Here is a 12,123-nt window from a genome sequence, read left to right as displayed (position 1 = left end):
GGGATAGTGATCATCAGGCATCGGCCGGCCCGTCGAAGGCCGCCGAGATGTCGAAGATGTCGGCCGCGAGCTGCTCGTTGTAGGCGGCCCACGCCTCGCGGTTCCAGATCTGCAGGTGGTCACCGACGCCGACCACGGTCACGTCGCGCGTCAGGTCGCCGTGCTCCATGAGGAACGGCTGCAGCGGCACGCGCCCGGCGCCGTCCAGCGACGCGGGGTTGGAGTTGGCGGAGAGGAAGGCGTTGATCTTGCGCCCGCGCTGGCTCATCGGGTGCACGTCCTGCAGGGCGGCCCGTCGGAACTCGTCGTAGCCGGCGCTCGGCCAGATCGCGACGCAGCGCTCGATGTCCTTGGCGAGCACCAGGCCACCCTCGAGCGCGCCGCGGTAGCGCGCGGGAACCGTGAGGCGGTTCTTGGCGTCGAGCGTGTAGTCGGCCTGGCCGGTGAAGGAGGTGTCCATGAGGACGGGCGCATCGGAGAAGGGTTCGGGGCCGGGGTGGAGAGGTGGGAGGAACCTCTCCACCCCGGTCCGCAGGCAGCGTTCTATCCCACTGTCTCCCACCATGCAACCCAAATCGCACACTTTCCCCCACTCCAGACCCCGCTCCACCCACGGCATGGCCGGGATCCCTTGCGGGCAATGGGTTTGCGGCGGTGGGTGGACATCCGTCCAGTTCGGGCCCGCGGACGCACGGCGGCGTGCAGGATCGGCACCCTGCAACGCGGATTGCGGTTCCGAGGGCGTTCCGTCCGCTCGGTATGCGTCCCGGTGGGCGGACGTGGGAGGTCCGACACCCGTCCCCCACGGGTGCCGACCGCCCTAGGATTCGCGCATGGCGTTCTCGCTCCTCCCCCGCTCCCTCGCGGCGCTCGCGACCATCGCGGCGGTCGCCGTGCCGGTCGCCGGGTGCGGCAGCAGCTCCACCTCCTCCTCGGGCGGCAACGCCGGGGCCGACCCGGCCAGCGCCCTGCCCGCCACCGCGCCGTTCTACCTCGAGGCCCAGCTCCGGCCCCAGGGCGACCTGAAGGCCAACGTCGAGTCGGTCGCCAAGAGGATCCTCGCGACGGACGACCCGAGCAGCAAGATCGTCTCCACGCTCGACCAGGCGCTGAGCAAGAAGGGCTCGCACTACAGGACCGACATCCAGCCCTGGCTGGGCAACCGCGCCGGCCTGGCCGTCACGGCCATGGGCTCGGGCGGCGCGAAGGCCGACGTCGCGGCGGTCATCGCCTCCAAGGACGACGACAAGGCCAAGGCGTTCGTCGCCAAGCAGCAGCAGGGCGCCGCGAAGGCCCAGTACCGCGGGGTCTCCTACACCTACGACCGCGCGCAGGACATGGCGGCCACCGTCCTGGACGGCGAGGTCATCCTGGGCACCGACCGCGGCTTCAAGTCGGCCATCGACGCCACGAAGGGCGGCTCGCTCGCCGAGGCCAAGAACTTCAAGGACGCCCGCGACGAGATCGGCACCGACGGCCTCGGCTTCGTCTACGTGGACCCGTCGCGCGCGCTGGACCTCGCCCTGGGCGCGGCCGGGTCGGCGGCGGCCGGCCAGTCGGCCTCGCTCAAGAGCCTGCTCGCCGGCAGCGGCGTGCGGTCGGTGGCGGCCAAGCTCGAGGTCGCCCAGGACGCGCTGCGCGTCGACGCCGCCGTGCTGGGCCGCAAGGCCGTCACGGCCCACGGCGACGCCGCGGGCGCCGCGGCCTCCGTGCCCGCCGACGCGTGGCTGAGCGTCGGCATCGGCGACGTCGGCGGCGCATTCCAGCGCCAGCTCAAGCAGCTCGGGCAGGCCGGCGCCACCGGCGGCGTCGACCCCGCGACCCTGCTGCAGCAGCTCAAGGGCCAGCTCGGCGTCGACGTCCAGCAGGACTTCCTGTCGTGGATGGGCGACGGGGCGCTCTTCGTCCGCGGCACGTCGATGAGCGACCTCGGCGGAGCGCTCGTCGTGACCTCGAAGGACCCGGCGGCCTCGCAGCGCGCGATCGGCACGATCCGCGACCTGCTGACGAAGTTGGGCGCCAGGCCGGGCGCACTGCGGGGCGGGGCCGGCGCCGAGGGCCTGTCGGTGCGCACGAGCGGCATCCCCGAGCCCATCGAGATCGCCGCCAAGGGCGATCGCTTCGTCATCGCCTACGGGCGCGCGGCCCTGGACGCGGCGCTCGGCGGCGGCCAGAAGCTCGGCGACAGCGCCGGCTACAAGACGGCCGCGGGCCTGCTCGACGGCGCCAAGCCCGCGCTGTTCCTCGACACCGCGAAGGTCGTGCGGCTGATCGGGGCCGTCGCGGGCGGCGACGCGAGCTTCGCGAAGGCCAAGCCGACGCTCGACGCCTTCGGGCCGCTGGCCGCCGGCTCGGCCACCGAGGACGGCGTCAGCCACGTCAAGGTGGCGGTGCAGGTCAAGTAGGGCTCAGAGCACGCGCTGCAGGCGGGGGTTCGGGCGCTCCTCGCGCCCGACCTTCGCGCACGGCCGCCCGTCGACGCGCACGATGTCGGCCGTGAAGTCGTTCTGGCCGCGCAGGAGCGAGGACCCCACGCCGTAGGCGTCGACCGGGGCCCCTCGCGCTCGAAGTGCGCGATCTTGTCGGCGTCGAAGCCGCCGGAGACGACGATCCGCACGTGCCCGTGCCCGGCGTCGTCCAGCGCGGCGCGCACGCGGCGGGCGAGCTCGACGTTGACCCCGCGCGGCGCATCGGGGCCGAGGTCGGCCAGGGCCTCGTCGACCAGCGACTCCGAGGTGTCGAGCCGGACGCCCCAGAGCGCCGGGCCGAGGGCGTCGGCGACGGCCACCGCCGTGCGGGCCGAGTGGTTCTCGAAGTCCACCAGGACGGTCACGTTGAGCTGGGTGCCGTAGCGGCGCGCGAAGGCCGAGGCCGCGGCGACGGTGTCACCGCCGAACGCCGCGATCAGCGCGTGGGGCACCGTGCCGATGCCGCGCCCGCCCCACCACGAGGCCTGGGCGTCGGTCGAGACGCCGATCGCGCCGGCGATGTGCGCGGCCCAGCCGTCGCCGGTCTGCACGAGCCAGTGGTCATGGCGCGCGGGAAAGAACATGATGGGCTTGCCGCGGGCGGCGTCGACGACGGCGCGCACGTTGCGCATGACGAGCGAGCGGCGCGCGAGGCAGCCGAGGTAGACGGTCTCCAGGTGGGCGAACTGCGCGTAGTCGCCCTCGATGGTCATGACGGTCTCGCGCGGCCCGATGGGGTCGCCCTCGTGCAGGGCGCGCACGACGAGGTCGTCGAACCCGGGCGCCCACACCCCGTCGGGCCCGACGCAGCCGGCGCCGACCTTGAGGACCGCGACGGCCTCGTCGATGCCGCCCAGCAGGGAGTCCTGCTTCTGGAAGACCTGCATGATCACCCGCGGGTGGCGGCCCTCGGCCTCCAGGAGCTCCTTGGTGGAGTTGAAGTAGGCGTCGGTGTAGTGGCCGGCGCGCAGCCGCCCCACCGGCAGCTGGAAGGTCGCGGGGTCCAGTCGCAGGCGATCGTGAGCCATCGCGTCGGACCGTAGCGACAGCGCGCGCGCTCAGCGCAGCGCGTGGACCAGTCCCGCGGCGACCAGGAGCAGGACCGAGGGCACGAGCAGCAGCGCGACGGCGAGCTGGATCCTCGGGGCCGCGGCGGCCGCCTGATCGCGAAGCCGCCGGGCGCGGTCGGCGCGCGCCTGCTCGGCCAGCGCCGAGAGCGCCCGCCCCGGCGGCGCGCCGTGGCGGTCGGCGCGCGCCAGGGCCGCGGTCAGCGCCAGGACCGGCGGCAGCGGCAGGCGGGCACCCAGCTCGTCCAGCGCCTGCGCCCGGGCGACGCCGAGCTGCATGCGGGCGGCCATCCGGCGCATCTCGGCGCCGACGACCCCGCCGCGCCGCGCGCCGACGTCGGCCAGCGCACGGTCGATCGGCAGCCCGGCCTCCACGGCGACGCGCAGGAGGTCCAGGACGTCGGCGAGCTCCAGCGCCGCGGTCGCGGCACGCCGCCGGGCGCGGCGGGCCAGCCAGAGGTCGGGCGCCGCGAAGGCGCCACCGGCGGCGGCCACCGGCAGGAGGATCGCGATCCGCAGCGGCGAGCCGGCCGCCGCCGGCGCCGCGAGCAGCGCGCCGACGACCGCGGCGCCGGACTTGACGGCCATGACGTCGGCGGCGCGGACCGTGGCGGGCAGGCCGGCGGCGGCCACGCGGCCCGCCAGGCCTCCGGGCGGCGCCGGCGGCCCCAAGCGCCGGCCCAGGCGTGCGAGGCCGCGGGCCATCCGGGGGATCCGACCGGCCGGCGCGGGCCGTGCCCGCGCAGTGGCACGGCCCCGGGCCAGCACCTCGACGACGTCGAGCAGGCCGGCCGCGGCCGCCGCCCCGGCCAGCGCAGCGCAGGCGACCGCGGCCGTCACCGCGGCTCCGTGCGGGCCAGCCGGGCGACGACCGCCGCCCCGCCGCCGCCGACGACCAGCGCCGCCGCGACGAGCAGCCGCGACCGCGGGTCGCCCAGCAGCGCGCCGAGGGTCCCCGGCGCGACGAGCTCGGCCAGCGCCAGCCCCACGAACGGCAGGCCGCCGACCATGCGCGCCGTCGCGCGTGCCTGGGCGGTCAGCCCCCGGGCGTCGGACTCGACGCGGCGCGCGTGCTCGGCCGATGCGGCGACGGAGCGCAGCAGCGCGGCGAGGTCGCCGCCGGCGTGGCGCTGCAGCCCGATCGCGGCCACGAGCGTGTCCCACGCCGGGTCGGCGGCGCGCCGGCGCAGCGCCTCCAGGACGTCGTCGGTCGGCCGCCCGAGGGCGAGGGCCCGCGCCGCGGCGCACAGCTCGAGGCCGGCGGGGCCCGGCACGGCGTCCGCGTGGGCGACCTCGGCCAGCCCGCCGCGCACGCTGTGGCCGCCGGTGAGCGCGTCGGCCAGCGCCCGGGCCACGGCGGGGACGCCGTCGGCCAGCCCGCGGCGCCAGCGGCGCCGCCGCGCGGCCAGCAGATGCCCCACGACGGCGGGCGCACACGCGCCGAGCGCCACGCCCGCAGCCGCGCCGGCGGCCATCCAGCCGGCGGCCAGCAGGGCCAGGGCGCCGAGGACGGCCAGCCGCCGGCGCTCGGGCGCCGTGGGCTCGCGGCCCGCGCGGCCGGCGAGGCGCAGCGGCGCCACCGCACGGGCCAGGACGCGCGTCGGCGCGGCCTGCTCGACGATGGCCAGGCCCTCCCAGCAGCCGCCGACGGCCGCCGCGGCGGCCAGACCCGCCAGCAGCGGGGCGATCACGCCGCCTCCAGGCGCGCGGCGAGGCGGTCCGAGAGCGGCGCGCGCCACCGGGGCCGGCCGTCGCGCACGGTGTAGACGTCGCGGGCCGCCGCGCCGCCGGCGACGCGCACGACCTCGCTGACCGCGACGACCTGCCGGCGCCCGTCGGCCAGGCGCGCCTGGTGGACCACGAGGTCCAGCGCGTCGGCGACCTGCTCGCGCACGGCGGCGTGGGGCAGCGCGACGTCGGCCATGAGGGCGAGCGTCTCGACCCGTCGCAGCGCCTCCGCCGGCGACCCGGCGTGCACGGTGCTCAGCGACCCGTCGTGCCCCGTGGTCATCGCGGCGAGCATCTCCAGCGCCTCGCCGCCGCGGACCTCCCCGATCACGATGCGGTCGGGGCGCATGCGCAGCGCGTTGCGCAGCAGGCGCCACAGCGTGATCTCGCCGCGTCCCTCGACGTTGGGCGGGCGGGCCTCCAGGCGGACGACGTGGGGCTGCTGCAGGCGCAGCTCCGCGGTGTCCTCGATCGTGGCGATCCGCTCGCCGGGGCCCACGAACGACGACAGCGCGCCCAGGGTCGTGGTCTTGCCCGAGCCCGTGCCGCCGCTGACGAGGATGTTCAGCCGGGCCCGGACGGCGCGGGCCAGCACGTCGCGCAGAGGCGGCGACCACGTCCCGCACGCCACGAGCGCGTCGGCGTCCAGCGGCCGGGACCGGAAGCGCCGGATCGTCAGCAGGGGGCCGTCGACGGCCAGCGGCGGCAGGACCCACGTTGACGCGGGAGCCGTCGGGGACTCCGCGCGAGCGTCGCCTTTCCACTCGATATGAAAGCGACCTTTCCCATGCCGAGCCTTCGAGATCTCCCCACGCTTGAGGAGCTCACGCTGCCGCTCGACGGCTACATCCGGGTCTCAAGAGTCGGAGATCGCAGCGGAGAAAGCTACATCTCGCCTGACATTCAGCGCCAGGCCATCGAACGCTGGGGAGCCGATCGGGGCATCGAGATCGTCGTCCACGAGCCGGAAGAGAACGTGTCAGGCGGCACGATGGACCGTCCGATCTTCAACCGGATCATGGGGCGCATTCGCGCCGATCAGACCGGCGGCATCGTCGTGTACAAGCTCGATCGCTTCGCTCGTACCTTGGTCGGGGGCCTCACCACGCTCAACGAAATCGCCGACGCCCGACGCGTCTTCGCAAGCGCGACGGAGCCCCTCTTTGACTTCACGACGGCCGACGGACGCATGTTCCTGTCCATGAACCTCATGATGGCGGAGTACTTCCGCGAGCGCACCAAAGAGCAGTGGGCTGCATCGCTCGAGCACGCCGTCGGCCGGGGCGTGCATATCTCCCCCACTCTCGCGTACGGCTACTCGAAGGACTCGAACAAGCGACTAGTCCCCAACCACGCCGGCCCGTCCGCCCTTGCGGCCTTTGAGCAACGCGCGCGAGGTGTGGCATTTCCCCGCATCGCCTCGTGGCTCAACGACAATGCGCCCGCACGGCCAGACGGCGAGCGATGGACGGCGAGATCGGTCGAGGCGATGATTCGCCGCCGCGTCTACCTTGGTGTAGCCCACTGGGGCAATCAGGAGAACCCTGAGGCCCACCCGGCCCTGGTCCCCGAGGACACCTGGCACGCGGCGCAGCGCAAGGTCCACACGTTCTCCAAGAAGCTCAAGGGCGACGAAGTCGCGCTACTGCACGGCTTGATGCGCTGCGCAGGGTGCCGCTTCTGCATGTCTCGCGCCCGGCACGGCTCAGCGGACGACATGAAGCATGCGCGCTTCTTCTACCGTTGTCGCAAGCACCGTCAGAGCGGGACGTGCCGATCGCCAGCGATGATTCGTGCCGATCGCCAAGACGGGGTCGAGGCGTACGTCGAGCGGGTTGTCTGTGCCGAACTGGATCGCCTGGTCGGCACCTATGAGAGCGTCGATGATGTCGCCAGCCTCGCTGATGCCATCGTGGCGTTGACGGACGCCCGGGCCGATCTCGAAGCCTTCCGGCAGGACACGAGCGCGCGCCGACGCCTCGGCGAGCGCTGGTCCGACTTCCTCGATCCGCACCTCCAAGCGGTCGACGCAGCCGAGATGCGGGTCGCCGAACTACGCAAGGCTGCACGGCCAGATGTCACCGGCGTCACGTCAGCGGCGTACCTCGCGCTGCCGCGCAACGAGCGCGCGCAAGTTCTGGCCGCGATGATCGACGTCGTCTTCGTCCGCCGACCTACTGGCCGCCAGCGTGGGCCACAATCAGCCGCGGTTGGCCCGGATCGCGTTCATATCCTCTGGCGAGGCCAGGGTCCGGTCAGCCTGCCCTCAACCAATGCCCGGAGCGACATCGTCTCGTGGCCCTGGCCGGAAGTAGAACGACCGTCCGGGATGGACCTCAGTGAGGAGTCGCTCTAGTGCTGTGAGCCCCGCGCCCAGCGCATCTGCCGGGATGCCTTCCGGACAGACCTGGGTGCGATGGCGTCGTTCCCGGCTCGGGGCGGACACCTCGAGACGGCTGTAGACATCGATCTCGCCACGCATGCTGGTCATGAGCGATAGGGCGAGTCGGATGTCAAAGGCCCCCGGAGCCGACGCTGGGAGCACAGGTAGACCGGGCGCTGGCGGACGCGGCGGCGCCCGCCGGCCCTTCGCCGGGCCGGCGGGCGCCTGATCTCGCCGTTGGGCGTCTTGACAGGTCAAGAGTCGGCGGGTGTAACTCACAGAGAGGTTGCCGGCAAGTTGCTGTCGGCTCCCACAGCACTGTTCGATTCGATGCGCCGCGCACCTGCCGCCGCCGAGGCGTCCGATTTCGGACCCGCTGATCCCCACGGCCGGCATCGGTCGTGGTCTACTCGCGAGTGCTCGGCGCTGGCGTTCTTTGCGTCGCCGAGTTCGGGGCCTTACGGGCACTGGCACACGAGTTCGTCGGGCGTGTGGTTCGTCGGGGAGCCTCGTCGCTTCTGGTCTGCGGGCTTCCCGGCGGACCACTGCGTCGGCTAGACCGCGTGCTATGCGTGGGCGCACGCGGACCCGTCACCGTTCGACGACGCCACCATGCAGATACTCGAGCGGGCCATGCGCCGGCCTAGATCCTTGCGGGTTGTACAGGTGCTCAGGCTCGATCCTGAGCCCGCTGTGCGGTGATTGACCGGACCGGCGTCGAGCCCATGGAAACCGTCCCTGCACCCAGCCCTCTGTTGTCGCCGACTCTTCCCGAGCACGCCTTCTCAGCGCGGGTGGGGCAGAACCTGAGGCGACGCAGGGCTCGGACATCGGTCGATAAGGCCACGACTGCCGGGTACGTTGACTCGATGTCTGAGCCCTCCGTCCGCGATCCGCGAGAGTTCTCTCAGCGCATCGATGGAGTGGTTGAACAAGCCGCCAGCCGCACCGACCGATCTCCGCGGTTCGCGGGCCCTGAGACAGATCTCGGCGCTCTGCACGCGCGTATGGCGCTGGAGTCACTGCGACGCGCGCAACGCATGCGATCTGGCCCACGGTCGAACTTCTAGACCCTGGCCCCGTCGCGGGGTCAGGCCTACCAGGCGCGTTCCGCCGCCCTGCTTTGAGCCGATGTCCAGACTGGTCGTCAGCGTGGCGATCAGTGGCAGGCCGGCCCCGACGCCCGGACTGTCTGGCCGTGGCCGCCTCCGGCGGCCGTCGTCGCAGACCCGGACCTCGAACGCGTCGCCGTCGCTGGCCGCCACGACCTCGACCACGCCGGGCACCTGGTCGTCGAGGTAGGCGTGAAGAACGACGTTGGTCACGGCTTCGGAGACGGCTAACGCAACGCCGTCGAGATCGATCACGCCTTGGGTCTTCGCGTAGGCCACGATCGCTCGCCGAGCAACCCCGACTTGGTCTGCACGGGCCGCCAGACTCTGTCTGAATGGTTCTGACGCGCCCATTCCGACAGGTGTCCCCGCAAACGTCTGAAGTCTCACGTGAGCGACGTAGTACGGTGCCGCGATTCCATGACCGAGTCGCCCTCAGTCAACTTTCGAGTCGAAGTACGCAAGCGCCCGGACGACTCCTACGTTGTCGTGGTCTTTGGCGAGGTCGACGTAGCCTCCGCCCCACGCTTGGAGGCCGCTATGCCCGACGCCGACGTCATCGTCATCGATCTGAAGTCTGTGACGTTCATGGACTCGAGCGGTCTGCATCTCTTGATCCGCGCCCACCAGCACGCCCGAGACCAAGGCCGGACGTTTGCGCTGGACCGGCAGTTGTCGCCATCCGTGCAGCGGCTGCTGGAGCTGACGGCGATGGACCGCGTGTTCCTGTTCGACGAGCTGGCCTAACGGGCCGTTCTCACAAGGCGCGTCGGCGGCTCTCTGACACCCATACGTTGAGGCGGCGTTGTGGTGCTCAGGAGGAGCACGGACCCACGTTTGAAGGCTCGGTTCGTATGGTTATCGGGTCTCGGGCGTGACGGTGCGGGTTGTCGCGCGTCGCTCGGCCCAGCCATCTCGTCGCAAGCGCTCACGAGTCCGAGTGCGCGTTCTCGGACGTGGGGCCGGAGGAGCTCAGGTCCCGGAATCTCGCGAGCGAACGAGGCATCCCGCCGAGCAGATGCAGGGGGGCCTGCCCGACGGTGTGAACGTGCCGGGCGATGGCAGACGGTTACCGTCCCAAACTCTTGGGGCGTTTGTCGGGGCCAGACCGGGCTGCGACCTTGGCTTTCTAGAGCCAAATCAGGGTCGCGCACTTATCCGGCTGAGAGGGGCGAAGTTGCCACGCTGTTGCCATCGAGGAACCTACGGCGCTTTTCCGTCAGCGCTCGGAGCTGCCGATCCGGGTTGGTCAGGCGTCGGCGCCGAGCACGCGATCCAGCGCGGCGATGACCGTTGGGTCGAACTGGCTGCCTGAGTGTGCGCGGAGCTCGCCGCGGGCGGTCCCGGGCTCGACCGCCCGGCGGTAGGGCCTGTCGGTCGTCATCGCGTCGTACGCATCGCAGGCCAGGATGATGCGCGCCCCGACGGGGATCTGGTGGGCGGTCAGGCCGGCGGGATAGCCGGCGCCGTCCCAGCGCTCGTGTTCGGCTTCGATGATCGGGGCCAGGTGCGCGAGGCTCGGGATGGCTCGCACGATGTTGGCTCCGACCGTGGGGTGAGTCTTCATCAACGCCCATTCGTGGTCGTTGAGCGGGCCTTGCTTGTGCAGCACGGCGTCCGGGATGCCCAGCTTGCCGATGTCGTGCAGGAGTGCGACCTGCTCGACGTCGCGGATCTGAGATTCGTCGAGGCCCAACTCAAAGGCGACGCGCCCAGCCAGCCGCACCACGGCTTCAGAGTGCCCGCCGGTGTACGGGTCGCGCGCATCCAAGGCGGCCAGCAGCGCCCGGGCGGTGATGGTCTCGGCGTGGCGGACCTGGCGTTCAGCCTCGAGGTCGGCGGCGTGGAGCTGGTCGGCCAGGAGTGCTGCGAGCAGACGGAGAACGCAACTGTCCCGCTCGACGAGATGCGGCTCGGGGTGGGGCGAGACACAGCACAGTGCTCCCCAGACGCGTCCGTCGGCCAGCGTGACGGGAACGCCGACATAGGCGCCGACCTTGTTTGTGTAGTTGAGGTCGGCCAGCAGCGGATCGGCGCGGGTGTCGGGCACGACCTCGCCGATCCTCCCGGCGACCATTAGCTCGCAATAGCTCCCGGCCAGCGCGCAACTGCCGCCCGCGCGGATGTCCATGGAGTCGCCGTCCACGGCGCGGTAGACCTCGCGCCCATCGGCGAACTCGCCCAGGAACGACATCGGCATCCCGAGTTCCGCGCGCGCCAGCGACAGTCCGCGCTCGACGATCCCAAGCGCGTACGGGGTCAAGGACGATCCGTCGCTGACCGTTCGTGACGGGAGGCGTGCGTGCCGGTCGCGGCGCTGGTCCTGCTGAGCTTCTGTGTCTCCGGCGCTGCGATGCTCACCGATTGGCGCCAACATGCTCTTCGACCGCATGGTCGAGACGATCGCCGAGAGCACCGGGGGCCTGAACTCATGCTCCGCATTCCGGTCCGACCGACGACCTCTCCAAGCTCCGCCTCGTTCGCAAAAGGTCCCGAAACGCCGAGAAACGGGGCCGAGCGGTGCCACGCGAGGGAGGCGGCCGGCCAATAACCGGCCCGGGATGGTCACGCCTCAGCTGCGTCGCACGCCCAGCCGCCCGTAGGAGCGGCGGCTTCGAAGGTGAGGTCGAGCGCCCCGGGACTGTCCTCGGTGAGCAGGTGGACGTAGGTGTCGAGGGTGAAGCTAGGGGAGTGGTGGCCAAGCCACTTCTGCGCCTGAACGGCGTTCGCGCCTCGAGCGAAGAGCAACGAGGCGCAGGTGTGCCGAAAAGTGTGGAAGCCGATCCAGAGTGCGCCGATCTCTTCGGCAGCGGGCTTGAGGCAGCGCGTGCGGACGTTCTGGACGTTCAGGTGGGTGCCGGCGTGCGATGAGAACACCACGTCCTCGGGCCCCGGCCACTCCGTGGCTTTGTGGTGGGCTCTGAGGCCGCTCACGACGTCGTGGGGGAGCGGAACGTCGCGTCGCGCGTGCCGGGTCTTCGGGGGGTGCAGATAAGCCGGCGGTCCATCCGGTCAGGGTCCCAGCCGCTTCGTCATGCGGCATCCGTAGTCGGCCACGCGAGGGCTGCGACACAGCACGGTCAGTCGGTGTTCGTAGGAGAACGGGCTCTCCCCCAGGCGGCTTGGGGGCCGCCGGATACGGCGATGCTGCGGCTGGGACAGGGAGGACCTGTCGGACACCGGCCCTCTGGCCCAATCGGTTCTCTGGGCTCTCGGCCCCTACCCCGTCGAGAGCGTGCAGACAGAGGCTCGCTGGCGCCGTCGGCCCTGAAAGGGGCCGGCGGACCTGCGACGCCGGGCGACTGGCGCATCCGTCAGCCACATCCTGAGTAGGTTTGGCCAGGAGTGAGCCCTCGGGACAGGGC

The 12,123-nt window shown here is 72.0% G+C and carries 10 protein-coding genes and 1 pseudogene; 3 read left to right on the top strand and 8 right to left on the bottom strand.

Going from position 1 to position 12,123, the window contains the following annotated elements; genetic code table 11:
• Positions 1-13 precede the first annotated feature (13 nt).
• Positions 14-460: a division/cell wall cluster transcriptional repressor MraZ gene (locus FSW04_RS14130; protein ID WP_187368780.1), complete on the bottom strand. Its 447-nt coding sequence runs from the start codon at positions 458-460 to the stop codon at positions 14-16.
• Positions 461-833: 373 nt separating this feature from the next.
• Here FSW04_RS14130 and FSW04_RS14125 point away from each other — a divergent pair.
• Positions 834-1,952: pseudogene (locus FSW04_RS14125) on the top strand (DUF3352 domain-containing protein); the annotation flags it as partial.
• Positions 1,953-2,194: 242 nt separating this feature from the next.
• On the opposite strand, the gene FSW04_RS28510 reads toward FSW04_RS14125, so the two are convergent.
• The 4 genes from FSW04_RS28510 to FSW04_RS14105 are packed head-to-tail and all read right to left on the bottom strand — an operon-like array spanning position 2,195 to position 5,912.
• Complete coding sequence (locus tag FSW04_RS28510) at positions 2,195-3,496, bottom strand: hypothetical protein (protein ID WP_228430469.1); 1,302 nt, start codon at positions 3,494-3,496, stop codon at positions 2,195-2,197.
• A 30-nt stretch (positions 3,497-3,526) separates the two neighbouring features.
• Positions 3,527-4,375: a type II secretion system F family protein gene (locus FSW04_RS14115; protein ID WP_146920310.1), complete on the bottom strand. Its 849-nt coding sequence runs from the start codon at positions 4,373-4,375 to the stop codon at positions 3,527-3,529.
• Positions 4,372-5,226, bottom strand: a complete 855-nt coding sequence (locus tag FSW04_RS14110; RefSeq protein ID WP_146920308.1) for a type II secretion system F family protein — start codon at positions 5,224-5,226, stop codon at positions 4,372-4,374. The genes FSW04_RS14115 and FSW04_RS14110 overlap by 4 nt, the downstream gene beginning before the upstream one ends.
• Complete coding sequence (locus tag FSW04_RS14105; protein WP_456062056.1) at positions 5,223-5,912, bottom strand: CpaF family protein; 690 nt, start codon at positions 5,910-5,912, stop codon at positions 5,223-5,225. The genes FSW04_RS14110 and FSW04_RS14105 overlap by 4 nt, the downstream gene beginning before the upstream one ends.
• 138 nt (positions 5,913-6,050) lie before the next feature.
• Between FSW04_RS14105 and FSW04_RS14100 the strand changes: the two genes are divergently transcribed.
• Complete coding sequence (locus tag FSW04_RS14100; RefSeq protein ID WP_187368779.1) at positions 6,051-7,619, top strand: recombinase family protein; 1,569 nt, start codon at positions 6,051-6,053, stop codon at positions 7,617-7,619.
• A gap of 1,046 nt (positions 7,620-8,665) precedes the next feature.
• Here the strand turns inward: FSW04_RS14100 and FSW04_RS14095 are convergent.
• Positions 8,666-9,037, bottom strand: a complete 372-nt coding sequence (locus tag FSW04_RS14095) for an ATP-binding protein (protein ID WP_321167654.1) — start codon at positions 9,035-9,037, stop codon at positions 8,666-8,668.
• Between the two features lie 141 nt (positions 9,038-9,178).
• Here FSW04_RS14095 and FSW04_RS14090 point away from each other — a divergent pair, with 141 nt between their 5' ends.
• Positions 9,179-9,505 carry an STAS domain-containing protein gene (locus FSW04_RS14090; RefSeq protein WP_146920299.1) on the top strand — a complete coding sequence of 109 codons (327 nt, stop codon included), beginning with the start codon at positions 9,179-9,181 and terminating at the stop codon, positions 9,503-9,505.
• A 502-nt stretch (positions 9,506-10,007) separates the two neighbouring features.
• Here the strand turns inward: FSW04_RS14090 and FSW04_RS14085 are convergent.
• Both FSW04_RS14085 and FSW04_RS14080 read right to left on the bottom strand, forming a co-directional pair.
• Positions 10,008-11,174, bottom strand: a complete 1,167-nt coding sequence (locus FSW04_RS14085) for an HD domain-containing phosphohydrolase (protein ID WP_146920297.1) — start codon at positions 11,172-11,174, stop codon at positions 10,008-10,010.
• Between the two features lie 149 nt (positions 11,175-11,323).
• Entirely contained in the window at positions 11,324-11,692 is a 369-nt protein-coding gene (locus FSW04_RS14080; protein ID WP_321167653.1) for a tyrosine-type recombinase/integrase, read from the bottom strand.
• Positions 11,693-12,123: the final 431 nt, after the last annotated feature.

This window comes from Baekduia soli (genome assembly GCF_007970665.1).
Lineage (GTDB): Bacteria > Actinomycetota > Thermoleophilia > Solirubrobacterales > Solirubrobacteraceae > Baekduia > Baekduia soli.
Note: the sequence above shows the minus strand (reverse complement) of the source record. Positions and strands in the feature narration are given on the sequence as shown.